Below are 25,179 nucleotides of genomic sequence, written 5' to 3'. Positions count from 1 at the left end.
ATCAAGGTCGAACAGTTATACTTGACCGTCCTCCGCTTTTCGGCGCTCCCGCCGTTTCCAGACCGCACCAGACTCTATGCGCACGAAACTCAAGAACATCGGCCTGATCGCCGCGGGCCTCGCAACCGGCGTGTTCGCGACGCTGCAGTTTTCCGCCGCGGCGCAGCAACAGGTTGCCACTGCGCCATTGCCGCTCGATCAGCTCAGGCTTTTCGCCGAGGTGTTCGGCCAGATCAAGCACGACTATGTCGTGCCGGTCGACGACAAGAAGCTCCTGACGGAAGCGATCAAGGGCATGGTTTCGAGCCTCGATCCGCACTCGTCGTACCTCGACAAGACCGACTACGAAGAGCTGCAGGAACAGACGAAGGGGCGGTTCGCGGGTCTCGGCATCGAGATCTCGCAGGAGGACGGCCTGATCAAGGTCATCTCCCCGATCGAGGATACGCCCGCCTTCCGCGCCGGCATCCGGCCGGGAGACCTCATCACGCGCATCAACGACAAGCCCGTGCGTGGCATGACGCTCGACCAGGCCGTCAAGCAGATGCGCGGCGACCCGGGCACGAAGGTCACGCTGACGCTCTTCCGCAAGAGCGAGGACCGCACGTTCCCCGTCACGGTCACGCGCGCGATCATCCGCGTGCAGAGCGTGAAGACGAAGGTGCTGTCGCCCGGCTATGCCTACGTGCGGGTCACGAGCTTCCAGGAGCGCACGGTGCCGGATCTCGCGGCCAAGCTTGCGGACATCGCGCGCGAGCAGCCGAACCTGAAGGGGCTCGTGCTCGATTTGCGCAACAACGGCGGCGGCCTGCTGCAAAGCGCGGTCGGCGTGGCCGGCGCGTTCCTGCCGCCGGACTCGGTCGTCGTGTCGACGAACGGCCAGATCCCCGATTCGAAACAGGTTTATCGCGATACCTATTCGAACTACCGGCTCCCGTCGTTCGATTCGGACCCGCTCAAGAGCCTGCCGGCCATCTATCGAACGGTGCCGATGGTCGTGCTGACGAACGCTTATTCGGCGTCGGCATCGGAGATCGTGGCCGGTGCGCTGCAAGACCAGCACCGCGCGCTGATCCTCGGCAAGACGACCTTCGGCAAGGGCTCGGTGCAGACAGTGCGGCCGCTCACGGCCGATACGGCGCTGCGGTTGACGACGGCCTACTACTACACGCCGAGCGGCCGCTCGATTCAGAACAAGGGCATTCGGCCGGACATCCCGGTCGATCAGTACGCCGACGGCGATCCTGACGATGCCTTCGTGACGCGCGAGGTCGATTACACGAACCACCTCGCAAACACGCAGGATCCGAACGAGAAGAAAGAGCAGGAGCAGCGCGAGCAGGACCGCCTGCAGCAGCTGCAGCAGCTCGAGCAGCAAGAAGACAAGATGACGCCCGAGCAAAAGGCCAAGGAGCGCGATCGCAAGCCGGTGGATTTCGGCTCGCCCGACGATTTCATGCTGCAGCAGGCCGTGAACAAGCTCGAAGGCAAACCGGTGCAGGAATCCAAGTCGGTCGCCGAGCGCAAGCTTGCGCAGCGCAAGGTCGAGCAGTCCGCTTCCGCGCCTGTCGCCGTCAAGCCGCAGTCGTCGACACCGCTGCCTGCTTCGAGCCCCGCGCCGAGCAAGTAATCTGGCGTAATACTTGAACGACGATCAGCTTCTTCGCTACTCGCGGCACATCCTGGTCGACGAGCTCGGCATCGAGGCGCAGCAGCGGTTCCTTGATGCCCATGCGATCGTCGTCGGCGCGGGCGGGCTCGGCTCGCCCGCCGCCATGTATCTGGCCGCCGCGGGGATCGGCAAGCTGACGCTCGTCGACGCCGACACCGTCGATCTCACGAATCTTCAGCGGCAGATCCTGCACGTCACGGCCTCGATTGGCCGTAAGAAGGTCGAGTCGGGGCGCGATGCCATCGCCCGCTTGAATCCTGAGGTGATCGTCGAAGCCGTCGACGAGCGCGTGAGCGACGCGTGGCTCGAGGCCGCCGTGCCGCACGCGAGCGTCGTCCTCGATTGCACGGACAACTTTGCTACCCGGCATGCGATCAACCGCGCGTGCGTGGCGCACGGTGTGCCGCTCGTCTCCGGCGCGGCGTTGCGTTTCGACGGCCAGATCAGCACGTTCGATTTCCGCAACCCTGCTTCGCCCTGCTACGCATGCATCTTTCCCGAGGATCAACCGTTCGAGGAAGTGGCGTGTTCGCAGATGGGGGTGTTCGCGCCGACGGTCGGGATCATCGGCGCCATGCAGGCCGCCGAAGCCCTGCGCGTTATCGCGGGCATCGGGGAATCCCTGACGGGGCGGCTCATGATGCTCGATTCGCTGCGGATGGAATGGACGACGATGAGCATCGCGCGCCAGCCCGACTGCCCAGTGTGCCGCGGCAGAGCTTAGCGCTTCAGCGCTTACCTATGCCCATGCAAAGCTCTGCGGCAGAGGTTAGCGCTTAAGCGCCCTAAGCCTCCGCGACACACTTGAGCGCCGCCTGCACCTCCTCGGGCTCGAATGCCGCGAGCACGTCCGCGACAGGCTTCTCGAGCTTTCTGAGATCAGCGCGCAAGATTTCCTGCTTCACCACGAGGAGCTGGCTCGGATGCATCGAAAACTCGGTCAGCCCCATGCCGAGCAAAAGGCGCGTGAGCTGCGGATCGCCAGCCATTTCCCCACAGACAGACACAGGCATGCCGGCGCGCTTTGCTTCGCGCAGCGTAAAGGCGATCAAATGCAGGACGGCCGGATGAAGCGGGTCGTACAGATGCGCGACTGAGTTGTCGGCGCGATCGATCGCGAGCGTGTACTGGATCAAGTCGTTCGTGCCGATCGAAAGGAAATCGACGCGCTTCAAAAACAGCGGTAAGGCGATGGCCGCCGCCGGAATTTCGATCATCGCGCCGACCTGCACGCCAGGATCGTAAGCAAGGCCGGCGTCGTCCAACTGCCGTTTCGCTTCGCAGATGAGATCGAGCGTCTGATCGATCTCCTGCGCATGCGCGAGCATCGGAACCAGGATCTTCACCTTGCCGAACGCCGATGCGCGCAGGATCGCACGCAACTGCGTCAGGAACATCTGCGGCTCGGACAGGCTCCAGCGAATCGCTCGCAAGCCCAACGCCGGATTCTGCGCCGACTCGAAACCGTCGCCGCCCGCCAGCGTCTCGAGCGGCTTGTCGGCTCCCACATCGATCGTGCGGATCGTCACCGGCAACCCGCCCATCAGCTCGACCGCGCGCCGGTAGGCTTCGAATTGCTCCTCTTCCTCCGGAAGGCGATCCTTGTGGTTCATGAAGAGGAACTCGGTGCGAAAGAGCCCCACCCCGACGGCGCCTGCCTCGATCGCCGCGCGGGCGTCGTCCGGCAGCTCGATGTTGGCGCAAAGCGAAATCTTGTTGCCGCATAGCGTCTGCGTCGGCGAGAACTTGAGCCGCTGCAGCTTCTTCTGCTCGAGCGCTTTCTCGGTTTGCCGATAGGTGTACTCCTCGAGCACGATCGGCGCCGGATCGACGATCACGATACCGTGATCGCCGTCGACGATGATGAGATCGTCCTGTCGGATCAGCGCGCTCGCATGCTGCACGCCGACCGCGGCGGGGATGCCGAGGCTGCGCGCGACGATCGCCGTATGCGAAGTGCGTCCGCCGAGATCGGTGACGAAGCCTTGGAACGTTTGCGTCTTGAACTGCAGCATGTCCGCGGGGGAGATATCGTGCGCCACCACGATCATTTCCGCGCGCGCATCGCCGTTCGCTCCGTCCACGAGCGCCGCGGCCGAAGGCGCGCCCGCCAGCGCCTTCAAGATTCGCTCGACCACTTGCTGGATGTCGGCCTTGCGCTCGCGCAGATACTCGTCTTCGATGTCGTCGAAATGGCGTGAAAGGCGCTCGAGTTGCTCAGTCAACGCCCACTCGACGTTGTATTTGCGCGTGCGGATCAGATCGATCGTTTCCTGAACGAGCATCGCATCGTTCAGGATCATCGTATGGACGTGAATGAAGGCGCCGACTTCGCTCGGCGCGTCGGCCGCCAGATCCTCCGAGAGGCGCTCGAGTTCGTTCTGCACGGTTTTCAGCGCCGCGCGGAAGCGCTCGATCTCGCCCTCGATCCGCGGCGCATCGACCAGATAGTGGTCGACGTCGAGCGCAGCCGGCGCGATCAGGTAAGCCCGCCCGATCGCGATGCCGCGTGACACTGGGATTCCATGCAGCGAAAACGACACGCGCACCTCCTCGAGTTATGTGATGCCGCGGGAGTAATACCGCTGCAATGGGCGTTTGACCCTGATCGGCAATTATAGATTCCGTCGACGATGGCTGACAGCGTGCGGCGCAGCAATGCATGCTTCGACACGAGACGTCGCGGGGCAGCGCTCGCGTCGCCATTGCCATTGCGATTGCCCAACGGCCTTGAGCGGCCGCACGGCTTGCGTTTTAGCGCGCATAGAAAAAGCCGCGAAAAATCGCGGCTTTTGTCATTACCCGATGCGCCGGCCGGCGCCGCTCCTGACGTTCATTGTCCTTCACCGAATTTATCGGCGATGAGCTTCAAGAGTGCGTCCATTGCCTCCTTTTCATCGGGCCCCTCGGTCTCGATCGTGACGGTGCTTCCGATTCCGGCCGCGAGCATCATCACGCCCATGATGCTTTTCGCGTTGATGCGGCGCCCGTTTCGCGTCATCCAGATTTCCGCCTGGAAGTTGCCGGCCAGTTGGGTCAGCTTGGCCGATGCGCGCGCATGCAAGCCCAGTTTATTGACGATCGTCGTTTCTTGTTGGAGCATCGGTTGTCCTGGTGGGGCAAAGGATTGGAGAAAAGCGGAGCCGTTACGCCTGGGCCGGGCCTTCGTCCGCGCAAGGCGGCGCGCCGACCACGGAGGCGGCGGCGGGCATGGCGCCACCGGCCGCCGAAGCGTTGGACGGCAGACAAGTGGTGGCGTTGGCTGACTCGCACGGCGACATTTGCGGCCCCACCGCATGGACTCCCTTCGCGGCCCCCATCAACGCTTTTTCGACGAGCTGATCGAGTGGCGCGGCCCGGTAGCAGACGGCACGCACGAGCATCGGCAAATTGACTCCCGCGAGCACGCGCACGTCCGACGAACCGGCGAGCCGGCACGCGATGTTCGCCGGTGTCGCACCGTACATATCCGTCAGAACGAGCGCGCCGTTTTCTTCTCGCAGCCGATCGATTTCCGCTTCAGCATCGCGAATGACCTGGGCCGGATCGCAGTCGGGAAGGACATCGATTCCGCCGATGCGTGCCGGAAGCCCGCCGTAGATATGCGCGATGCACTCTTTGAGAGCCGTGGCGAGCGGCGCATGCGCGATGATCAGGATGCCTGCCATATCTGTCTTGCCAACCAAAAACGGCGCGGTGCGCGCGATAACGAGCGGCCGGCCGCGCCCTGTCCAGGCCCGCCACCGATGGTGGCGGACGCCGCCATGCCGTCCCGCACCCGCGAGACCGGCATTGTAGCAGGGTCATTTTCGCGCGATTCCTCGCGCCGCGCTGTCGGCCTGTGAACGATTCGACTGTCGGCGCAAACCGGCGGCGCGACCCTTTCGAGCGGTGCGCGTCTAGGCGGCCGCGCGCTCCAATGCGTCAATGAACATCGCCGCCACATCGAACCCCGTCTGGTCCATGATTTCGCGAAAGCATGTCGGGCTGGTGACGTTGACTTCCGTCAGCCAGTCCCCGATTACGTCGAGCCCGACGAGCAGCAGCCCGCGCGATGCGAGCACAGGTCCGAGCGTCTCCGCGATCTCGCGGTCGCGCGCCGAGAGCGGCTGCGCGACGCCAAGCCCACCCGCGGCCAGATTGCCGCGCACCTCGTTGCCCTGCGGAATGCGCGCAAGCGAATAGGGCACCGGCTCGCCGCCGATCAACAGAATGCGCTTGTCGCCCGCCGTGATTTCCGGGATGAACTTCTGCGCCATGACGGAACGCACGCCGTCGTGGCTCAGCATTTCGATGATCGAGCCGAGATTCATGCCGTCGCGCTTCACGCGAAAGACGCCCATGCCTCCCATTCCGTCGAGCGGCTTGAAGATGGCATCGCCGTGCTCGGCATGAAACGCCCGCAGCCGTGCGGCATCCCGCGTGACGATCGTCGGCGCGACGAACTGCGGAAATTCGCCGATCGCGAGCTTCTCGGAATGATCGCGGATCGCCTGCGGTTTATTGAAGACATGCGCGCCGGCGCGCTCGGCGAGCTCGAGCAGCCAGGTCGAAGTCACGTACTCCATATCGAACGGCGGGTCCTTGCGCATCAGCACCGCGCCGAACGACGCAAGCGATCGATTCTCATGCGGAGCGCTCTCGTGCCACGGTTGGCGATGCGGATCGGACTCGTCGCCGACAAGCGTCACGCGCCGCACAGTCGCTTCGACGTCACCGGACGCCCACGCGAGATGCTTCGGCTCGCAGGCGAAGAGCGTATGTCCGCGCCGGGCCGCTTCGGCCATCATCGTGTAGGTCGAGTCCTTGTAGATCTTGAACTTGGCGAGCGGGTCGGCGATGAAAAGAATGTCCATGAAGGGGCGGGCTCTGTCGTTGGTGGGATGCCGCGAAAGATCGAAGACGCCGCGCCGCGGCCACGCGGCCGCGCCCAGGCGCCGGCGTTCAAACCTGGATGGCCTCCGGGTCGGTTTTCTCGAGCTCGACCGAGGCCGCGAGCAGCCCGAGCCGCGCAACGACGCCGTACATATAGAACCGGTTCGGCGGCGCGGCGCCGGGCTTGGCATGCGCATCGGGCAACGCCGTATGCTCGAAGCCGAGCGGCACATAGTGCATTCCCGGCGCGTGCAGGTTCTGATCGCGCTCGCGGCTGCCGTGCACGCGGTAAAAGCCGCCGACGACATACCGGTCGATCATGTAGACGACGGGCTCGGCCACTTCGTCGCCGATGCGCTCGAATGTATAGACGCCTTCCTGCACGATCACGTCGTGCACTTGCAAGCCGCTCTTCGTCGTCGACATGCGCGCGCGCTCGCCCTTGGTCAGGCTCGTCACCTCGCTCGCGTCGTGCACCGTCATGACGCCGCGGCCGTCGGTTCCCGCATCGGACTTGATGACGACGTAAGGCTTTTCGCTGATGCCGTACTCGCGGTACTTGCGCGCGATCTTCTTCATGACCGCGTCGATGGCGCCGGCGAGCGCTTCGTCGCCCGCGCGCGCTTCGAAATCGACGCCTTCGACATGCGCGAAGTACGGATTCACCATCCACGGATCGATGTCGACAATCTTCGCGAACTTCTTCGCCACGTCGTCGTAGCAGGAGAAGTGCGTCGATTTACGCCGCACGGCCCAGCCTGCATGGATCGGCGGCAGCACGTACTGTTCGTGCAGATTCTCCAGCACGGGCGGCACACCGGCCGAGAGGTCGTTGTTGAGCAGGATGGAGCAGGGGTCGAAGTTCTTCAAGCCGAGTCGGCGCGGTGTGCGCTCGAGCGGCTCGAGGACGATCTTCTGCCCGTCGGCGAGGGAGATCGTGACCGGTCCCGCGATGGATTCGTCGAGCGTGCCGAAACGCACGTTGAGGCCCGCCTGCCGCATGATCGTCGCAAGTCGCGCCACGTTCTCGAGATAGAACGCGTTGCGCGTCTCGCGCTCGGGAATGATCAGAAGATTCTTCGCGTCCGGGCAAATCTTTTCGATGGACGCCATGGCGGCCTGGACGGCGAGCGGCAGCACTTCATTGGGTAGATTGTTGAAGGCGCCCGGAAAAAGGTTCGTGTCGACGGGCGCAAGCTTGAAGCCCGCATTGCGCAGGTCGACCGAGCAGTAAAACGCCGGCGTGTGTTCCTGCCACTCGAGGCGGAACCACCGCTCGATCGCCGGCGTGGCATCGAGGATCTTCCGCTCGAGATCGAGCAGCGGACCGTTTAACGCCGTAACTAGGTGCGGAACCATTGAGCACTCGCGGAACAGGGGAGAAAAAGATTGTAGAGCATGTGGAGCAATTGCCCTGCCGATTTGGGGGCGGCGCGTTCTTTCGCAAGGGCTCGGGCGCAATCGCTTTTTCTATTGACCCGATAGACGGTGGGGTGAAAGGCGGACTCCCAACAGATGCCCGCACATAAAAAAAGCCCGCCATGAAGGCGGGCTGAATCGCTGTGCTCAGTACCAGCGGTTTCTGGAGAGAGGAGTTGCTCGTTATTCGACGTGCTCGCCGTGCAGCACGACGTCGAGACCTTCACGCTCTTCTTCTTCGGCCACGCGCAGGCCGATGACGAGGTCGATGATCTTCAGCAGGACGAAGCTGATGACACCGCTGTAGACGACCGTGGTCAGCACGCCCTTCAGTTGCAGGATCACGCTGCCGTCGGCGCCGCCGATGTCCTTGACCGCGAAGACGCCGGTCAGAATCGCGCCGACGATCCCGCCGACACCATGCACGCCGAAGCAGTCGAGCGAATCGTCATAGCCGAGCTTGGACTTGAGCCAGGTAGCCGACCAGAAGCAGATCACGCCCGCCGCGATGCCGATGACGAACGCACCGGTCACCCCGACGTAGCCGGAAGCCGGCGTGATCGCCACGAGACCTGCCACGGCGCCCGATGCGATGCCGAGCGCGGACGGCTTGCCCTTGGCCACCCATTCGGCAAACATCCACGCGAGCGCCGCCAGGGCCGTCGCGACTTGCGTCGTTAGCATCGCAAAGCCCGCGCGACCGTCAGCCGCCACCGCCGAGCCCGCGTTGAAGCCGAACCAGCCCACCCACAGCATCGCCGCGCCCATCAGCGTCAGCACGAGGTTGTGCGGCGCCATCGCTTCGCGGCCATAGCCCACGCGCTTGCCCAGCACGAGGGCGCACACGAGACCCGCGATACCGGCGTTGATGTGCACGACGGTGCCGCCCGCGAAGTCGAGGATGCCCGCCGCCGAAAGCCAGCCGGTCGGCTCCCACACCATGTGCGCGATCGGCGAGTAGACGATGATCGACCAGAGGCTCATGAACACGATCATCGCCGAGAACTTCATGCGGTCCGCGAACGCGCCCGTGATCAGCGCCGGCGTGATGATCGCGAACGTCATCTGATAGACGAAGTAGACCGTTTCCGGAATCGTCGTCGCCAGATGGCTCACCGTCAGCGTCGTCGCCTTGTCGCCCTTGATGTAGTTCATGCCGGCAAGGAAGAAGCGCGACAAGCCGCCGATGAACGCGTTGCCGGGCGTGAACGCGAGGCTGTAGCCGATGACGGTCCAGAGGACGGTCACGATGCAGGTGATCGCAAAGCTCTGCATGACCGTCGCAAGCACGTTCTTCTTGCGGACCATGCCGCCGTAAAAGAGCGCGAGGCCCGGAATCGTCATGAACAGAACGAGTGCCGTCGAGGTCAACATCCAGGCCGTGTCGCCCGAATTGATCTTCGACGAATCGACCGAGATCGGAGCGGTCGGCGCGGCGGGGGCGGCGTCGGAAGCCGCGGCGGCCGACGCGGGCGCCGCGGCGGAAGCAGCCGCCGCACCCGACGCATCAGCGCTCGGTGCGGAGGCGGTCGCGGCGGGTGCCGACGCGGCGGCGGCACTTGCCGCATCGTCCGCCAAGGCGGCGCTGACGCCGCCCGCAAGCAGCGTGGCGGCCATCGCCACGGACATCAGGAATTTGCGCATCTTTCGGTTTCCTCTTATCGCTAACTTTTTCGACTTACAGGGCGTCCGCGCCCGTTTCCCCAGTACGGATCCGAATCACCTGCTCGATCGGCGTCACGAAGATCTTTCCGTCGCCGATCTTGCCCGTGCGGGCAGCCCGTTCGATGGCTTCGATTGCCTGGTCGACGATGTCGTCGGACACGGCCGCCTCGATCTTCACCTTGGGCAGGAAGTCGACGACGTATTCGGCGCCGCGATAAAGCTCGGTGTGCCCCTTCTGACGCCCGAACCCCTTCACTTCCGTCACGGTGATGCCCGAGACGCCGATCGCCGACAACGCTTCGCGCGCCTCATCCAGCTTGAACGGCTTGATGATTGCGGTAATGAGCTTCATGAAATCCTCTTTTCGTTGCGTGAACCCCGTTGCCATGCGGCGGAAAGTCTCGCAGGCGACGCCGTACGCCCGCCGACATCCGCGCGCCGCCGGTGCGGGCCGGATAGAGCAACTAGCGTGCCATCGGGCGCTACGGGCGACGGGACGCAGGTCTCGACAAGGCGGCCGCGGCGTCGGCCGAACGGCCAACGCCGGGCCGCCGCGCTGGCGCCGCCCATCGATCATTGCTAGAGTGTTCACACGGCCCGCGACATGAATCGCGCACCAGCAGCGCTCATGTTCGCGAAGACGGCGCGGCGCGCGCACCAAAACCGATCATCGGTGCGTTGGATCGCGCCCTTTGACGACTAAATGCACGTTTTTTGTGCAATCAAGAGGAACCATCATGAAGCAACCGAACGATTTCTTTCAGGACTTCCAGGCGCGCATGAGCGATCTGCTCAAGCATTCGCCCGCGAAAGACGTCGAGCGCAACGTGAAGGCGATGCTGTCGCAGGGTTTCTCGAAGCTCGATCTCGTCACGCGCGAGGAATTCGACACGCAGACTCAGGTGCTCTTGCGCACGCGCACGCGCCTCGAAGAACTCGAGCGGCGCGTCGCCGAGCTCGAGCAGAAGCTCGCCACGGCGCAGGAATCTTGAGGCTCGTCGAACCGGCATCTTTGCGAAGCGAACCCTAAAGCACGTAAAGCCAGACCCGCGCTCGGCAAGCGAGCCATACAGTCAGTTCCGCCAGGGCCGTCCCGGCCCTCGTCATCGAAAAGGGCGGCGCGTTCCGCTGCCGCCCTCCCCCAGGAGAATCCATGTCGCTTGCCGTGGTGCGTTCGCGCGCGCCGGCTGCCGGCCGTGCGCCTGAAGTGACCGTCGAAGTTCATCTCGCCAACGGGCTGCCGTCGTTTTCGATCGTCGGCTTGCCCGACCTCGAAGTGCGCGAGAGCCGCGAGCGCGTGCGAGCCGCGCTGCAGAACTGCGGCTTCGATTTCCCCGTGCGGCGCATCACCGTCAACCTGGCGCCCGCCGATCTCCCCAAGGAATCGGGGCGGTTCGACTTGCCGATCGCGCTCGGCATTCTTGCCGCGAGCGGGCAGATCCCCGAGTCGTCGCTCGGCGAGCGCGAGTTCGCGGGCGAGCTGTCGCTGACGGGTGCGCTGCGCCCGATGCGCGGCGCGTTCGCGATGGCTTGCGGAACGGCGCGCCGCCATGGCTCAGGGCAAGTATGGAGCGGTACGCGGGAGCGCGGCCATGACGGCGACGCGCAGCCCGACGAGCCGCCAAGCGATCATGCGCCGGAGCTCTACCTGCCGCTCGAGAGCGCCTACGAGGCCGCGCTGGTGCCCGGTGTCGACGTTTACGGCGCGGCCGATCTGCCGTCGCTTTGCGGGCACCTCGCGGGCGCATCCGATGGCAGGCTGAAACCGCTCGCCGTCCCGAAGATCGATCGATCGGCGATGGCCGTCGCACCGGACATGGCCGACGTCATCGGCCAGCCTGGCGCGCGACGGGCGCTGGAAGTGGCCGCTGCCGGCGGGCATCACATGCTGATGGTCGGTCCGCCCGGAGCCGGCAAATCGATGTTGGCGGCGCGTCTGCCGAGCTTGTTGCCGCCGATGAGCGACGAAGAGGCGTTGACTTCCGCGGCGCTGCTCTCAGCCAGCGTGCTCGGCTTTTCGCCCGCCCAATGGCGGCAACGGCCGTTTCGCGCGCCGCATCACTCGTCGAGCGCGGCGGCGCTCGTCGGCGGCCGAAATCCGCCGCAACCGGGCGAGATCACGCTCGCGCATCTCGGCGTGCTGTTTCTCGACGAATTGCCCGAATTCGACCGTCACGTGCTCGAAACGCTGCGCGAGCCGCTCGAAGCGGGTCGCATCACCATCTCGCGCGCGGCATTGCAGGCGGACTTTCCGGCGGCCTGTCAGCTCGTCGCCGCGATGAACCCGTGTCCGTGCGGCTGGCGCGGCGATCCTGCCGGCCGATGCCGCTGCACGCCCGAAATCGCCGCCCGCTATCTGCGCAAGCTCTCCGGTCCACTGCTCGATCGGATCGACATACAGATCGAGCTACCCGCCTTGACGGCAGCGGAGCTGTCGTCGCGCGCGACCGCGCAAGGCGAATCGAGCGCGACGGTAGCGCGCCGCGTCGCGGCCGCGCGCACGCGGCAACAGGCGCGGCAAGGCAAGATGAACCGCGAATTGAGCGGTCGCGAAGTCGATGAAGTCTGCCGCCCCGACGCCTCGGGCGAGTTGTTGCTGCGCGAAGCGAGCGAGCGGTTCGGCTGGTCGGCCCGCGCCTACTATCGCGTCCTCAAAGTGGCGCGATCGATCGCGGATCTGGCCGGCGACGAAGCGCCGAACGCGGCACACGTCGCCGAGGCGATTCAGTACCGGAGGGTGTTTGGCACGCCTTGATTAAAAAGCGCGCGGGAAGACTTATGCACAGCTCCGCGCTTGCGAATACCGGACAGTCGTTTGAAGACGTCGCGTTATCCGTCATGCTGCCCGGGGACGTCTGTGAACTTCAGTCGTACGCCGCCACGACAAGCGCCTCGCCTGCCGAAATGCGAATGACGCCTGCTTCCAATGTTTGACCGTCGCGATCCGCAAACGTCGATAGCAAGACCACGCCTGCCGGCGAAAGCACGGCGGCATTTTCGCTACCCATGTTCAGCGCGATGAAAAGCCGTTGATCGCGGTAGCACCGTTCATAAGTCAGCACATCGCCGTGCGCCGCGACGTTCTCGATCGTGCCCGCCAAGAGCGCGGCATTGCCGCGCCGCAACGCCAACAGCCGACGATAGAGCGACAGCATGCTGGATGCGTCACGCTCCTGTTCCCTCACGCTCCTGGTCGTGCCAATAGGTAACCAGGGCCGGCCAGTGGTAAAACCGCCATTGGGCAATGAGCTGTCCCATCGCATCGGAGTGCGCTCCGGATCACGCCCCTGGCCGAGGCCGGGTTGTCGAAGCTCCGCCGGGTCCCGAATCTCATCGGACGCGATATCCCCGTCTGTCATGCCGACTTCATCCCCGTAATACAGCGTCGGCGTACCGCGCAATGTCAGCAGCAGAACCGCGGCCACTCGCGCCTGCACCGTGCCGACGCGCGAAGCGACGCGCCGATTGTCGTGATTTCCCAGCACCCAGTTGGGCCACGCGTGCTCCGGTAAGGCGCGATCGTAATCCTTGATCACGCGAGCGATCTCGCTCGCCTTCCACGGCGTATTGAGCAGCTGAAAATTGAACGGCATGTCCGCGCCATCGCCGTTGATGCCGTAGTACTTCACGAGTTGCGGGACGGGCAGGTAGATTTCGCCGATCAGCACACGCTCGCCATACTCGCTAAGCGTGGCGCGCATCGAGCGTACGATGTCATGCACTTCCGGCTGATCCTCGGTGTAAGTCTGCAATTGCCGGTGATGCTGCGGCTCCCCGGGCCGATAGGCTGGGTTCGGCGGATTGTCGCGAAACTGCGCGTCTTTGATCAGCAACCAGAGCACATCCACGCGAAAACCGTCGACACCGCGATCCAGCCAGAAACGCAGCACGTCATCCATTGCGCGGCGCACTTCCTGGTTGCGCCAGTTCAGGTCCGGTTGTTCCCGTAAAAACGCATGGTAGTAGTACTGCCCCGTGAGCTTGTCCCGCTCCCACGCTGAGCCCCCCATCCTGCTCAGCCAGTTGTTTGGCGGCCCGCCATCGGGCGCCGGATCGCGCCACAGGTACCAGTCGCGCTTCGGATTGTCACGCGACGACCGGCTTTCCTCGAACCAAGGATGCCGATCCGATGTGTGATTCGGCACGAAGTCCAGCAGCACCTTGAGCCCAAGCCGGTGGGCGTGGTCCACCAATTGCTCGAACTCGGCAAGCGTGCCGAACATCGGATCGATGTCACAGTAATTCGCGACGTCGTAACCAAAGTCGGCCATCGGCGATGGATAGATGGGTGCAATCCAGACCGCAGTGACGCCCAGGGCGGCGACATATTCCAGGCGTGTGAGGATCCCCGTCAGGTCGCCGACGCCGTCGCCGTTGCTATCCTGAAACGAGCGGGGATAAATCTCATAGATGACGGCACTTTTCCACCAAGCTCGCTCAGACATCGTTATTCCTCTCCACGCTTGATTGTTTGGCACCCATGCTCAATGACCTTTGGTACAAGAACGCCATCATCTATTGCCTTTCGGTAGGTACGTTCCTGGACGCCAACGGTGACGGCGTCGGCGATTTCCAGGGGCTATTGCGCCGGCTCGACTACCTGCAGGGCCTGGGGGTGACGACGATCTGGCTGATGCCCTTCCAGCCGTCGCCCGGGCGCGACAACGGCTACGACATTTCGGACTATTACAACGTCGATCCGAAGTACGGCACGCTCGGCGACTTCACGGAATTCACGCACGCGTGCGACGAGCGTGGCTTGCGCGTGATCATCGATCTTGTGGTGAATCACACTTCAGACGAGCATCCATGGTTCAAGTCAGCACGTAGCGATCCCGGTTCGAAATACCGCGACTGGTACGTCTGGTCTGACAGGAAGCCGTCAAATGTGGATGACGGCGTGGTGTTTCCGGGTGTGCAGAAGTCGACCTGGACTTTCGACAAGCGCGCAAGGCGCTGGTACTTCCATCGCTTCTACGAGTTCCAACCGGACTTGGATACGGCCAATCCCTACGTTCATGCCGAGTTGCTGAAGATCATGGGCTTCTGGGTCCAGCTGGGCGTATCGGGGTTCCGCATGGATGCCGTGCCGTTCGTGATTGCGGCGAAGGGTGCGAAGGTGCGCGGGCATGTCGAGCAGTACACGATGCTGCGCGCGTTTCGCGAGTTTTTGCAATGGCGCGAGGGCAATGTGATCGTCCTCGGGGAAGCGAATGTGCTCCCCGATACAGACTTCGAATACTTCGGCGACGCAGGCGAGCGGTTGCCGATGATGTTCAACTTCCAGCTCAATCAGAATACGTTTTACACGCTAGCAACGGGCGACACCAAGCCGCTGAAGAAAGCGCTGCTGGCGACGAAGCCAAGGCCGGCAACGGCCCAATGGGGCGTGTTTCTGCGCAATCACGACGAGCTCGATCTAGGCCGCCTGACACCCGAAGCGCGCGAGGCAGTATTCGCCGCGTTCGCCCCGGAGCCGGACATGCAGCTATACGGGCGCGGCATTCGCCGCAGACTCGCGCCGATGCTGTCGGGCGACAGGCGCCGGCTCGAACTCGCCTACAGCCTAATGCTGACCTTGCCGGGCACGCCCGTCATCCGTTACGGCGATGAGATAGGCATGGGCGATGATCTTCGCCGCCCCGAGCGCGAAAGCACGCGCACGCCGATGCAGTGGTCGGCGGAGCCCCACGGCGGGTTCACCAAACATCCTAAGCCGCCCGTCCCCGCGATCTCCGGCGGTGCCTATGGTTTCGAGCGCGTCAACGTGGCTAACCAGCGGCGCGATCCGGATTCGTTTCTCAACTGGACGGAACGGGTCATCCGCATGCGCCGCGAAATGCCGGAAATCAGTTGGGGCGATTTCGAAGCGCTGCGCACATCGCGAAACGATGTGCTTGCACTGCGTTACGACTGGCGTAACAGCTCGGTTCTGTGCGTGCATAACTTTGGCGCCAAGACGTGCACAGTCAAATTCCACTCCGGCTGCAATGGGCCGGGCGACGAGCGGCTCATCAACGTTTTGTCGGACGACCACAGTCAGGCTGGCGGTGACGGCCGGCATACGGTCGTGCTCGAGCCTTACGGATACAGGTGGTACCGAGTCGGCGGTCTCGATTATCTGCTGAGGCGCGCTGAGATTTAGCGTTTTACCCATTCCCAACCGTGCCGCACTGCGGTCTGAAGCGTTCCCATGCTCGAAGCGGTCGCATCACCATCTCGCGCGCGGCATTGCAGGTGTTTGGCACGCCTTGATTAAAAAGCGCGCGGGAAGACTTATGCACAACTCCGCGCTTGCGAATACCGGACAGTCGTTTGAAGACGTCGCCTTAGAAAGACACAGCAAGTCATTGAATTTAGATATATTTTCCTGCCGAGAGAGAAATCGACGATCGAGCGCCAGCCACGTTGGGGGCCACCACCTGAGAAGATCCCCGATCTTTTCAACAAAGTTATCCACATCATCTGTGGATAGGCATGAAAAGCGCCAAAGAATCGCCGCGTTAGCGTTCCTTGTTACGAAGGAACTTTGAATTGGCAAAATTGTCTTCGCCGTTCGCCCTCCACCGGTGAGCATGGCCCGCATGCTTCGCGCGAGCCGCGCGAACCGCCGCTCAGAATACCTTGAACGATCCGAAAAACTGGTCCGACTGTTCCGGCGGCGGCGCCCTGTCGGCCGCAATGACAGCCTGATAGACGTGCCTGCCGCGCGCCACGAGCCACGCGTGCAGCATCTTGTGCTCATGCTCGTCGCCGGCCGTGCCGCTCAAAGCGATTTCGAGCGCCGGCACCTGCCCACCCGCGGCCAGCGGCACGCCAATGGCACGCGAGCTGGGCGCCGCGCCGAGATTGCGCGCAAGCCCAGTGCGAAGGTAGTCGAGCACCGTGCGCTGCAGCTGCGGATCGTCGCTCGGCAAGACGATTGTCCCCACGGCGAACACGGCCCCCTTCAAGTGCGCCGCTCGCATGTGCATCGGCAGCGATTGGCCCGCGATATCGACTGAGCGTTCATCTTCCGTCGGCTTAGCCGGAAGATCGATCGCGTAGCCGTCCGAGTTGTCGGTGATCGTCCGCCAATCGTAAGTGGGGGAGCAGCCCGCCAGCACGGCGGCAGTCAGCGCCGCGCCGGCGGCTAGACGCCACCATGGCAAGCCCGGCCCGCGCGCCGCGCTCGAGGATCGGGCGGATTCGTTGGATTCCAGTCGGAGCTGAATCGTTCGGCGCGGCGAGCGGGGCGCCGATCGGAGGGCGAAGCGCATGCGGAACATCGAAGCCAGAAGAAGAAGAAGAAGAAGCGGAGGGCGAGCCGGCGACGGATACCTATCGCCGTGCCGGATAAACTTCGATTATCCGCCATCGCGAGGCGCGGCCGGGCGGAACAGCCGATCCCCGAAGCGGTGCGCGGAACACCGGACGCAAAACCAAAGTCCTCGCATCGACCGCGGATCCGCGCGGCACCGGACATAACGGCATGATTCACGCCGGGCGCAGCACCCGCCCCGGCCCCACCGATTCCCGAATGGCGCTAAAATTGCAGCGCTGTTTTCGCACCGTCTGCCTTCGAGGTCGCCATGAGCCAGACCCCCGCTTCTCCCGCGCGCCGCGGGAGCCCGCTCCGCTCTCTCGCGCTGGCGCTCGGCGCATGCGCAATCGCCGTAGCCGGCTATTTCACGTTCGGTACGTCGCAGCACGTGCCCGACGCCACGTTCACGTTGTTGTCGGGCAAGAAGGTCTCGACGGCCGATTTGAAGGGCAAGGTCTACCTCGTCAACTTCTGGGCGACGAGTTGCACCACGTGCATGCACGAAATGCCGCAGATGGTCGAGACCTACAATCGATTCAAGGATAAAGGGCTGGAGTTCGTCGCGGTCGCCATGAACTACGATGCGCCGATGTACGTGGCGAACTACGCGCAGACGCGCCAGTTGCCATTCAAAGTCGCCATGGACGACGGCAGCGCGGCGAAGGAATTCGGCAATGTGCAGTTGACGCCCACGACGTTCGTCATCGACAAGAACGGCACGATCCTCAAGCGCTATGTCGGCGAGCCGCAGTTCGCCGAGCTCGACAAACTGTTGCAAAAGGCGCTCGGCGCCTGAGTTGGCGCGGCGCGCGACGCGCCAGCCGCAGAAATTCGGCGACGCCGCGCCGCCTCGCGCTTTCGCTGCGCGGCCGTGCTTGCCGGCCCTCCCCCCTCGTTTGCCGGCCACCGCGCCGAGCGAAGCCGCTTTATTCAGGTCTCCTTTCCGCCGCCGTCGCTGCGCTCAGCCAAGCCGTATCGCTTGATCTTCTCGTAGAGCGTCGCCTTGCCGATTTGCAGCCGGTCCGCGGCGATCGCCACGGCACCGCTCGTCTGCTCGAGCGCATCCGCAATCGCCGCGCGCTCGAATCGCTCGACGCGCTCTTTCAGCGACAGCGCCGCTCCCGCGTCTTCTTCTACGAGACTCCCGCCGATCGGCGCTTGCGGATCGGCAATGCCGAGCACGAATCGCTCGGCCGCATTACGCAGCTCCCGCACGTTGCCCGGCCAGTCGCGCTCCATGAGGCGTTGCCGCTGGCGTTCCGTCAGCACGGGCGCGGGCCTTTCATAGCGCACGGCGGCATCGAGCACGAAATGCTCGAAGAGCGGCACGATATCCTCTCGCCGTTCCGAGATCGGCGGCAGCGCGATCGTCACCACGTTGAGCCGATAGAGCAGGTCGCGCCGGAACGTGCCGGCGGCGACATGCTCGGCCATATCGCCCTTCGCGGCGGCCACGACGCGGCAGTCGACGCGGATCGGCTGATTGGAGCCGAGCCGTTCGAGCACGCCGTCTTGCAGCACACGCAGCAGCTTCACTTGAAGCGAGAGCGGCATGCTCTCGATTTCGTCGAGAAACAGTGTGCCGCCCGATGCGTACTCGAGCTTGCCGATGCGGCGTTTCGCCGCACCCGTGAATGCGCCCGGCTCGTAGCCGAACATCTCCGATTCGAACATCGGCTCGGGCAGCGCCGCGCAATTGACCGCGACGAACGGTTTTGCGCGGCGCAGCGAAAGCTCGTGCAGGCTGCGCGCGATCAACTCCTTCCCTGCCCCCGTATCGCCGTTGATGAGCACCGATGCGTCGGTCGGCGCGACTTTGGCGATGAGTCCGCGGACCTGCTCGATCGCGGCGCTGCGGCCGATGATGCGCGGCACGAGCGCATCGCGCTCGGCAAGCTCTCGCCGCAACGCGACGTTTTCGAGCACGAGGCGCCGCCGCTCGAGTGCGCGGCGCACCGTCTCGATGAGCCGCTCCGAGGCAAACGGTTTTTCGACGAAGTCGTACGCGCCGTCGCGCATCGCCTGAACGGCCATCGAAATGTCGCCGTGTCCCGTCACGAGAATGACCGGCACATCGGGCACGCGCTCGCGGCAAAACTCGAGCAGATCGAGGCCGCTCGCCCCGGGCAATCGGATGTCGCTGACGATCACGCCAGGCGGCGTCGCCGCCGCGTCGAGCGCGGGTCGAGCCGCCTCGACGGACGCGTAGCCCGCAACCTCGAAACCGGCAAGCTGCAGACTCTGGACGCTCGCGCGCCGAACGAGCTCGTCGTCCTCGATGAAGATCACTTGAAGGCTGTCGGTCGCCGTTGCTGAGGCTTTCATGGCCGGTTCCGCGTCGGGAAATGAGGGATATCGAATCGTCGAACGTGGCATGCGCTACTGCGACGAAGTCTCCGACGGCGCGCTCGCCACGATGGCGCGCCGCAACGTGAGCACGAACGCCGCGCCGCCTTCGGGCACATTGCGCGCGACGAGCGAGCCGCCGCAGTCGCGCGCAATCGACGATGCGATCGCCAGCCCCAGACCCAGGCCCTGCCCCATGCCCTTCGTCGTGAAGAAGGGCTCGAAGAGCCGCGGCAGGACATCGTCCGGAATGCCCGGCCCATTGTCGCGCACCGTGATCGAGAACGTCGCAAGCGTTGCGTCGACGTCGATCCCGATGCGCGGGTCGGCCGCGCCCGCGACCGCGTCGAGCGCATTGCCGATCAGGTTGATGAGCGCCTGCTCGAGACGCAGATCGTCGCAATAGGCGACGAGCGTAGGATAGTCGGAATCGAGTTCCAGCCGCTTGCGCGGCGCGTCGGCCGAGCCGTCGGCCTCACGCAGGGTGAGATCGAGCGCGACGCCCTGAAATCGCTTTTGCAGCAGGTTCAGCGCATTGCGAACCGCGCGCGCCACGGGCGCTTTCGCCGTGCGCGGCTGCGCGCGTCCGACGAAAAGCTTGAGCTGGTTCGTGATCTTGCCCATGCGCTCGGTGAGCGCCGAGATCGCCTCGAGGTTTTCGCGCGCCGCTGTCTGGTCGCCGCGCTCGAGCAGCACGCGCGTGTTGTCCGAGAACGCGCGCAGCGCGGCGAGCGGCTGGTTGAGCTCGTGTGTGATGCCGGCCGCCATCTGACCGAGCGCGGCGAGCTTACTCGTCTGCACGAGCTCGTCGTGCGCCGCGCGTAACTCGTTTTCGGCGCGCGTGCGCTCGCTGACTTCCGTTTGCAGACGCGCATTGGCCGCCGAAAGATCGGCGGTCCGCTCGGCCACGCGCTCGTTCAGCTCGGCATAGGCGGCCTGCAGCATGGCGCGGCTGCGCATCATTTCGCGCACGCGCGCACGCCGCGTCCGCCAGTAAAACGCGAGCAGGCAGAGCGAGACGAATCCGAAGCCCGCGGCGGCCGTCGCATTGCGTGCGTCGTCGAGGACAGGTGTGACCGAGGAAAGCGTGATCAGCTGCCAGTCCGGCGTGCCGAGCGTGCGCCGCGTCACCAAGTAGTGCGGCCCGAACCGCTCGTCGCCGATGCGGACGATCTGGGCGTCGTCGACCCGCCGCACGGTCGAGAATGGCAACTGGGTCATCGGCTGGCTCGCATACTGGCGCGTTTTCTCGATCGCCGCCGCAAGCGAAGCCGGCAGCGGCGCGAGGGCGCGATATTTCCAGGCCGGCACCGACGACAGGAAAACCACGCCGTGGTTGTCCGCGACGATGAGCGGCTCGCTCGCGTCGGTACCCGGAAACCATTCGAGGTTCAGCTTGATGACAGCCGCGCCGACTATCCGCCCATCGCGGTGGACCGGCTCCGACAGGTAGTAGCCGGGCTCGCGTGAAACGGTGCCGATACCGAAGAAACGGCCGACCTCGCCTTTCATCGCATCGACGAAATACGGCCGAAACAGATAGTTGGAGCCGACGAAGCTATCGCTCTGGTCCCAGTTGCTGGCGGCGACGCACAGACCGTCGGCGCGGATCACATAGGTGACGTTGGCCTGCGCGTGACGGTTGGCATCCTGGAGATAGCGGTTGGCGCGCGTGGCGTTGTCGGGCGTCGAGTGCTCGAGCGCGTCCTTCACGAGCGGATGATTCGCGAGCAGATAGGCCAGCGATTCGTAGCGATCGAGCGTGTCCTTGAGCGCGCTCGCCGTGCGGTCCGCGCGCACGGCCGCTTGCTGTCGCAGCGCGTCGACGCCGCGCTCCCAGGCGATGCGCCAGGTCAGCGCGCAAACCGCCGACAGCGCCACGGCGAGCAGGAAGACGACGGTGAAGCGACGCGTCACGGTGGCCGATTCCAGCAATGACAAAGGCTCATTGTGGCATAGCGGCGCGATGGCGCCGCCGTCCACGCCTGCCGAGCGTTGCCCGCCGACCTGCTCGTTCGATGCGGGCGTGGCGCCGCTGCCGCGAACGATCCGTGAAGGCAAGCGCCCCGGCAGCGACTCGGCAGCCAACGTCAGACGCGTGCCGCTTCCGTTTCCGCGACCGCCGCCTCGCCACGCAGCGTGCGCGTGAGCTTGGCGCGATCGAGCTCCTTCTCCCACGCCGAGACGACCACGGCGGCAACGCCGTTGCCGACGATGTTCGTGAGGGCGCGGCATTCGCTCATGAAGCGGTCGATACCCAGGATGAGGACCATGCCGGCGAGCGGGATCGTCGGCACGACGGCGAGCGTGGCGGCGAGCGTGATGAAACCCGCGCCCGTCACGCCGCTGGCGCCCTTCGAGGTCAGCATCGCCACGGCGATCAGCGTCAGCTGCTGCGTGAGCGTGAGGTCCGTGTTCGTCGCTTGCGCAATGAAGAGCACGGCCATCGTCATATAGATGTTGGTGCCGTCGAGGTTGAACGAGTAGCCGGTCGGCACGACGAGCCCGACGACCGAGCGCGAACAGCCGAGCTTCTCGAGCTTTTCCATCAGTTGCGGCAAAGCGGCCTCCGACGAGCTCGTGCCGAGCACGATCAACATCTCTTCCTTGATGTAGCCGACGAAGCGCACGATGTTGAAGCCGACGAGGCGGGCAATCGTGCCGAGCACGACCAGCACGAACACGATCGACGTCAGATAGAACGTGCCGATCAGCTTCAGCAGCGGCAGGAGCGAGCCGATGCCGTACTTGCCGATCGTGAACGCCATCGCGCCGAAGGCGCCGATCGGGGCGAGCTTCGTGACGATGCGCACGATGCCGAAGAGGACATGCGAGAGGCTCTCGATGAAGTTCGTCACGGGCTTGCCGCGCTCGCCGATCGTCGCGAGCACGCTGCCGAAGAGCAACGCGATGACGAGGATCTGCAGGATCTCGCCTTGAGCGAACGCGTCGACGAACGTCTTCGGTATCAGGTGCATGAAGAAGTCGACGACGCTTTGGCCGTGCGCCTTCTCCGCGTACGAGGCGACGGCTTTGCCGTCGAGCGACGCGACATCGACGTTGAAACCTGCGCCCGGCTTCAGCAAGTGCGTGGCGATGAGGCCAAGCAAGAGCGCGAACGTCGATACGATTTCGAAGTAAAGCAGCGCCTTGCCGCCCACCCGCCCTACCTTCTTCATGTCCTCCATGCCTGCGATGCCGGTGACCACGGTACAGAAGATGATCGGGCCGATCACCATCTTGACGAGGTTGATGAACGCGTCGCCGAGCGGCTTCATGTCGATCGCGAGATTCTTCGCGTAGTGACCGAGCACGACGCCGGCGATGATCGCGGCGATCACCTGCACATAAAGGATTCGATAGAACGGTTTCTTGAGGCGGGGCATTGGATGTCTCCTTGCTCTTGACTAATGGTCCGAGCGGAAGGGGAGCCGCTCGGCTGTGGGGTCGTCAATTGCAAGGTCGATGCCAAGGCGAGGCACGCCTCAAGCTGCTGATTATTAAGGAAAAGAAATCGCGGGCACAAGCGCGCCATCCGGTTTCCTGGATTTCACCGCAAAACAGAATCCGGCAATCCGGAAACCCTCGAGCCCACGAGCGCTATCAGACAACGCCTGCTTCGTGCGCCTGCACATCGGCGTGGTAGCTCGAACGCACCATCGCGCCGACGGCCGCGTGCGTGAAGCCCATCTTGTACGCTTCCGCCTCGTACATCTTGAACGTATCGGGGTGGACGTAGGCCCGCACCGGCAGGTGATGCTCGGACGGTTGCAGGTACTGGCCGATCGTCAGCATGTCGACATCGTGCGCGCGCAGATCGCGCATCACCTGCAAGATCTCTTCTTCGGTTTCGCCGAGGCCCACCATCAGCCCCGATTTCGTCGCCACCTCCGGATGCAGCGCTTTGAAGTCCTTCAAGAGCTTCAGCGAATGAGCGTAGTCCGAACCCGGCCGCGCTTCCTTGTAAAGGCGCGGCACGGTTTCGAGGTTGTGGTTCATCACGTCGGGCGGTGCACTCGTCAAAATCGACAGCGCGCGATCGAGCCGGCCGCGGAAGTCGGGCGTCAGGATTTCGATGCGCGTTGCGGGAGAAAGCTCGCGCACCTTGCGAATGCATTCGACGAAGTGCGCGGCACCGCCGTCGCGCAGATCGTCTCGATCGACGCTCGTGATCACCACGTACTTGAGCTTGAGCGCGGCAATCGTTCGCGCGAGGTTCAGCGGCTCTTCCTGATCGAGCGGATCGGGACGGCCGTGGCCCACGTCGCAAAACGGGCAGCGCCGGGTGCACTTGTCGCCCATGATCATGAACGTCGCGGTGCCCTTGCCGAAGCACTCGCCGATGTTCGGACAACTCGCCTCTTCGCAGACGGTATGCAGGTTGTGCTCGCGCAGAATCTGCTTGATTTCGGAGAAGCGCGAGCTGCCCGTCGCCGCCTTCACGCGAATCCACTCGGGCTTCTTGAGCTTCTCGATCGGCACGATCTTGATCGGAATCCGCGCCGTCTTGGCCTGTGACTTCTGCTTGGCCGTCGCGTCGTAGGCGGTCTGGGGCGCGTCGGCGCTCGAAGCGGCCGGGCCGTTCGGGTGGGCGGTAACGTCAGTCATTCCGTAGGTCCATTCTTTGGGCGATGCGCGACGGCGCTATCGAGGTTCGCGGCAAGACGCGCCGCCAGGGTTCGGGCCGCATCGTCCCAGCCGGCAGCGGCGCCGAGCGTCGCCATATCGACTGTTTCGAGCCCTGCATAGCCGCATGGATTGATCGCGAGAAACGGCTGCAAATCCATCTTCACGTTCAGACTCACGCCGTGGTAGCTGCATCCGTTGCGAATCTTGAGGCCGAGCGCCGCGATCTTCGCGCCCGCGTGCGCACCGGCCGTGGGCCCGGGCGCGACATAGATGCCGGGAGCGCCATCACGGCGCTCGCCGGCGAGATTATACGCCGCCAACGTCTCGATCACGGCCTCCTCGATCAGCGTAACGAGTTGGCGCACGAGCAGACCGCGCCGCCGCAGGCTCACGAGCAAATAGGCGACGACCTGACCGGGACCGTGATAGGTGATCTGGCCGCCCCGGTCGACTTTGACGAGCGGAATCGAGGAATCGGCCGCGAGCAGATGCGCGGGGTTGCCGGCCTGGCCGAGCGTGAAAACGGGCGGATGCTCGACGAGCCAGATCTCGTCCACGGTATCCGCGGTGCGCGCCTCGGTGAATTCGCGCATCGCGGCGAAGCTCACTTCGTACGATTCGACGCCGCGCCAGACCAGTTCGAGGTCCGGCGCGAGCCGCTCGCGCAAAGGGAGGGCGGAAAGCCCTGAGACGGGCACCTGCGCGTCGGACGGTGCGAGTGGCGCGGCGAGCGGTTCGGAGAGCGGAACGGCAGACATGGTGCCGGCAGTTTACCGGAATCGGACGCGCGGCGCCGATGCCGGGCGGGGCCGGCCCGCCGCTCCACTGCGCCGACTACCGACGGCAACACTCACTACCACCCGCCGCAACGCCTCGAACGGCGGGCCTGTCGAGCGTCCGTTAAACCGTCCGCCAGCCGCCGCGCCAGCGCATGCCGAACAGCTCCCCCAGCGCGGCAAGCGCGCTGCGCAGGCGCTCGCCGGCCATGAGCGGGCCGTGGAACGCAACACGCGCCGGCCCGTCGCCGTCGACGCTCAGCCAAAGCCGCTCGCCACGCCGCAAAGTCAGCGACGACCCCGGCAGTACCCAATAATCCTCGACATCGTTGCTGCGCGAGACCCAGACCGATGCGCCTTCGACATTGAGGCGTGTGCTGTGCGCAATCATCACAGGTATCGTCTCACCCCGTTCGATCTCGAACGTGACGCTTGAAGAAATCTCTCTCATGACCGCCTCCAACCAAAGTGTCTTCCATGGCTAGAATCCTAGG

Annotated in this window: 21 protein-coding genes; 6 read left to right on the top strand and 15 right to left on the bottom strand. The window is 64.4% G+C overall.

What is annotated here, in order from left to right; all coding sequences use genetic code 11:
• Positions 1–76 precede the first annotated feature (76 nt).
• Both AB4Y31_RS10975 and AB4Y31_RS10970 read left to right on the top strand, forming a co-directional pair.
• Positions 77–1,630, top strand: coding sequence for a S41 family peptidase (locus AB4Y31_RS10975; protein ID WP_368673942.1), 1,554 nt, complete (start codon positions 77–79; stop codon positions 1,628–1,630).
• 13 nt (positions 1,631–1,643) lie between these two features.
• A complete protein-coding gene (locus AB4Y31_RS10970) occupies positions 1,644–2,396 on the top strand; it encodes a ThiF family adenylyltransferase (RefSeq protein WP_368673941.1) in 753 nt (250 codons plus the stop codon).
• A 61-nt stretch (positions 2,397–2,457) separates the two neighbouring features.
• Here the strand turns inward: AB4Y31_RS10970 and ptsP are convergent, their stop codons facing one another.
• The 7 genes from ptsP to AB4Y31_RS10935 all read right to left on the bottom strand — a co-directional run bounded on the left by ptsP (position 2,458) and on the right by AB4Y31_RS10935 (position 9,983).
• Positions 2,458–4,215: a phosphoenolpyruvate--protein phosphotransferase gene (gene ptsP / locus AB4Y31_RS10965; protein WP_368673940.1), complete on the bottom strand. Its 1,758-nt coding sequence runs from the start codon at positions 4,213–4,215 to the stop codon at positions 2,458–2,460.
• 290 nt (positions 4,216–4,505) lie between these two features.
• On the bottom strand, positions 4,506–4,775 hold the full coding sequence (locus tag AB4Y31_RS10960; RefSeq protein ID WP_018443602.1) for an HPr family phosphocarrier protein: 270 nt from the start codon (positions 4,773–4,775) through the stop codon (positions 4,506–4,508).
• 43 nt (positions 4,776–4,818) lie between these two features.
• Entirely contained in the window at positions 4,819–5,340 is a 522-nt protein-coding gene (locus AB4Y31_RS10955; protein ID WP_368673939.1) for a PTS sugar transporter subunit IIA, read from the bottom strand.
• Between the two features lie 231 nt (positions 5,341–5,571).
• On the bottom strand, positions 5,572–6,528 hold the full coding sequence (gene gshB / locus AB4Y31_RS10950) for a glutathione synthase (protein ID WP_368673938.1): 957 nt from the start codon (positions 6,526–6,528) through the stop codon (positions 5,572–5,574).
• 88 nt (positions 6,529–6,616) lie between these two features.
• Positions 6,617–7,906: a glutamate--cysteine ligase gene (gene gshA / locus AB4Y31_RS10945; RefSeq protein ID WP_368673937.1), complete on the bottom strand. Its 1,290-nt coding sequence runs from the start codon at positions 7,904–7,906 to the stop codon at positions 6,617–6,619.
• 243 nt (positions 7,907–8,149) lie between these two features.
• Entirely contained in the window at positions 8,150–9,610 is a 1,461-nt protein-coding gene (locus AB4Y31_RS10940) for an ammonium transporter (protein WP_368673936.1), read from the bottom strand.
• A gap of 34 nt (positions 9,611–9,644) precedes the next feature.
• Entirely contained in the window at positions 9,645–9,983 is a 339-nt protein-coding gene (locus AB4Y31_RS10935; protein WP_020566534.1) for a P-II family nitrogen regulator, read from the bottom strand.
• Positions 9,984–10,368: 385 nt separating this feature from the next.
• Between AB4Y31_RS10935 and AB4Y31_RS10930 the strand changes: the two genes are divergently transcribed.
• Both AB4Y31_RS10930 and AB4Y31_RS10925 read left to right on the top strand, forming a co-directional pair.
• Entirely contained in the window at positions 10,369–10,623 is a 255-nt protein-coding gene (locus AB4Y31_RS10930) for an accessory factor UbiK family protein (RefSeq protein ID WP_107149839.1), read from the top strand.
• A gap of 161 nt (positions 10,624–10,784) precedes the next feature.
• Positions 10,785–12,386: a YifB family Mg chelatase-like AAA ATPase gene (locus AB4Y31_RS10925; protein ID WP_368673935.1), complete on the top strand. Its 1,602-nt coding sequence runs from the start codon at positions 10,785–10,787 to the stop codon at positions 12,384–12,386.
• A 109-nt stretch (positions 12,387–12,495) separates the two neighbouring features.
• Here the strand turns inward: AB4Y31_RS10925 and AB4Y31_RS10920 are convergent, their stop codons facing one another.
• Positions 12,496–14,076, bottom strand: a complete 1,581-nt coding sequence (locus AB4Y31_RS10920) for an alpha-amylase family glycosyl hydrolase (protein WP_368673934.1) — start codon at positions 14,074–14,076, stop codon at positions 12,496–12,498.
• Between the two features lie 35 nt (positions 14,077–14,111).
• Here AB4Y31_RS10920 and AB4Y31_RS10915 point away from each other — a divergent pair, with 35 nt between their 5' ends.
• The gene (locus tag AB4Y31_RS10915) at positions 14,112–15,776 is read left to right on the top strand and encodes an alpha-amylase family protein (protein WP_368673933.1); all 1,665 of its coding nucleotides are present in this window, start codon (positions 14,112–14,114) and stop codon (positions 15,774–15,776) included.
• A 469-nt stretch (positions 15,777–16,245) separates the two neighbouring features.
• On the opposite strand, the gene AB4Y31_RS10910 is transcribed toward AB4Y31_RS10915, so the two are convergent.
• The gene (locus tag AB4Y31_RS10910) at positions 16,246–16,890 is read right to left on the bottom strand and encodes a hypothetical protein (protein ID WP_368673932.1); all 645 of its coding nucleotides are present in this window, start codon (positions 16,888–16,890) and stop codon (positions 16,246–16,248) included.
• Positions 16,891–17,202: 312 nt separating this feature from the next.
• Here AB4Y31_RS10910 and AB4Y31_RS10905 point away from each other — a divergent pair, with 312 nt between their 5' ends.
• Positions 17,203–17,730, top strand: a complete 528-nt coding sequence (locus tag AB4Y31_RS10905; RefSeq protein ID WP_368673931.1) for a TlpA disulfide reductase family protein — start codon at positions 17,203–17,205, stop codon at positions 17,728–17,730.
• A gap of 134 nt (positions 17,731–17,864) precedes the next feature.
• On the opposite strand, the gene AB4Y31_RS10900 is transcribed toward AB4Y31_RS10905, so the two are convergent.
• From AB4Y31_RS10900 to AB4Y31_RS10875, 6 genes are all read right to left on the bottom strand, one after another.
• Complete coding sequence (locus AB4Y31_RS10900) at positions 17,865–19,259, bottom strand: sigma-54-dependent transcriptional regulator (protein ID WP_368673930.1); 1,395 nt, start codon at positions 19,257–19,259, stop codon at positions 17,865–17,867.
• A 54-nt stretch (positions 19,260–19,313) separates the two neighbouring features.
• The gene (locus AB4Y31_RS10895; protein WP_368674483.1) at positions 19,314–21,263 is read right to left on the bottom strand and encodes an ATP-binding protein; all 1,950 of its coding nucleotides are present in this window, start codon (positions 21,261–21,263) and stop codon (positions 19,314–19,316) included.
• Positions 21,264–21,370: 107 nt separating this feature from the next.
• Positions 21,371–22,666 (bottom strand): dicarboxylate/amino acid:cation symporter, encoded by a 1,296-nt coding sequence (locus AB4Y31_RS10890; RefSeq protein ID WP_368673929.1) that lies wholly within the window; start codon positions 22,664–22,666, stop codon positions 21,371–21,373.
• Between the two features lie 217 nt (positions 22,667–22,883).
• The gene (gene lipA / locus AB4Y31_RS10885) at positions 22,884–23,888 is read right to left on the bottom strand and encodes a lipoyl synthase (protein ID WP_368673928.1); all 1,005 of its coding nucleotides are present in this window, start codon (positions 23,886–23,888) and stop codon (positions 22,884–22,886) included.
• Positions 23,885–24,667, bottom strand: a complete 783-nt coding sequence (gene lipB, locus AB4Y31_RS10880) for a lipoyl(octanoyl) transferase LipB (RefSeq protein WP_368673927.1) — start codon at positions 24,665–24,667, stop codon at positions 23,885–23,887. The genes lipA and lipB overlap by 4 nt, the downstream gene beginning before the upstream one ends.
• Positions 24,668–24,809: 142 nt before the next feature.
• A complete protein-coding gene (locus tag AB4Y31_RS10875; RefSeq protein ID WP_368673926.1) occupies positions 24,810–25,136 on the bottom strand; it encodes a DUF2917 domain-containing protein in 327 nt (108 codons plus the stop codon).
• Positions 25,137–25,179: the final 43 nt, after the last annotated feature.

The organism is Trinickia sp. EG282A, assembly GCF_040965455.1.
Taxonomy (GTDB): Bacteria; Pseudomonadota; Gammaproteobacteria; order Burkholderiales; family Burkholderiaceae; genus Trinickia; species Trinickia symbiotica.
This window is presented reverse-complemented; position numbering and strand designations above follow the sequence as displayed.

What these genes read in the sequence shown, in the direction of transcription:
- AB4Y31_RS10975 (WP_368673942.1), top strand. Translation starts at nt 77, where the DNA reads ATGCGCACGAAACTCAAGAACATCGGCCTGATCGCCGCGGGCCTCGCA.
- AB4Y31_RS10960 (WP_018443602.1), bottom strand. Translation starts at nt 4,775, where the DNA reads ATGCTCCAACAAGAAACGACGATCGTCAATAAACTGGGCTTGCATGCG.
- AB4Y31_RS10955 (WP_368673939.1), bottom strand. Translation starts at nt 5,340, where the DNA reads ATGGCAGGCATCCTGATCATCGCGCATGCGCCGCTCGCCACGGCTCTC.
- gshB (WP_368673938.1), bottom strand. Translation starts at nt 6,528, where the DNA reads ATGGACATTCTTTTCATCGCCGACCCGCTCGCCAAGTTCAAGATCTAC.
- gshA (WP_368673937.1), bottom strand. Translation starts at nt 7,906, where the DNA reads ATGGTTCCGCACCTAGTTACGGCGTTAAACGGTCCGCTGCTCGATCTC.
- AB4Y31_RS10940 (WP_368673936.1), bottom strand. Translation starts at nt 9,610, where the DNA reads ATGCGCAAATTCCTGATGTCCGTGGCGATGGCCGCCACGCTGCTTGCG.
- AB4Y31_RS10935 (WP_020566534.1), bottom strand. Translation starts at nt 9,983, where the DNA reads ATGAAGCTCATTACCGCAATCATCAAGCCGTTCAAGCTGGATGAGGCG.
- AB4Y31_RS10930 (WP_107149839.1), top strand. Translation starts at nt 10,369, where the DNA reads ATGAAGCAACCGAACGATTTCTTTCAGGACTTCCAGGCGCGCATGAGC.
- AB4Y31_RS10925 (WP_368673935.1), top strand. Translation starts at nt 10,785, where the DNA reads ATGTCGCTTGCCGTGGTGCGTTCGCGCGCGCCGGCTGCCGGCCGTGCG.
- AB4Y31_RS10920 (WP_368673934.1), bottom strand. Translation starts at nt 14,076, where the DNA reads ATGTCTGAGCGAGCTTGGTGGAAAAGTGCCGTCATCTATGAGATTTAT.
- AB4Y31_RS10915 (WP_368673933.1), top strand. Translation starts at nt 14,112, where the DNA reads ATGCTCAATGACCTTTGGTACAAGAACGCCATCATCTATTGCCTTTCG.
- AB4Y31_RS10910 (WP_368673932.1), bottom strand. Translation starts at nt 16,890, where the DNA reads ATGCGCTTCGCCCTCCGATCGGCGCCCCGCTCGCCGCGCCGAACGATT.
- AB4Y31_RS10905 (WP_368673931.1), top strand. Translation starts at nt 17,203, where the DNA reads ATGAGCCAGACCCCCGCTTCTCCCGCGCGCCGCGGGAGCCCGCTCCGC.
- AB4Y31_RS10900 (WP_368673930.1), bottom strand. Translation starts at nt 19,259, where the DNA reads ATGAAAGCCTCAGCAACGGCGACCGACAGCCTTCAAGTGATCTTCATC.
- AB4Y31_RS10890 (WP_368673929.1), bottom strand. Translation starts at nt 22,666, where the DNA reads ATGCCCCGCCTCAAGAAACCGTTCTATCGAATCCTTTATGTGCAGGTG.
- lipA (WP_368673928.1), bottom strand. Translation starts at nt 23,888, where the DNA reads ATGACTGACGTTACCGCCCACCCGAACGGCCCGGCCGCTTCGAGCGCC.
- lipB (WP_368673927.1), bottom strand. Translation starts at nt 24,667, where the DNA reads ATGTCTGCCGTTCCGCTCTCCGAACCGCTCGCCGCGCCACTCGCACCG.
- AB4Y31_RS10875 (WP_368673926.1), bottom strand. Translation starts at nt 25,136, where the DNA reads ATGAGAGAGATTTCTTCAAGCGTCACGTTCGAGATCGAACGGGGTGAG.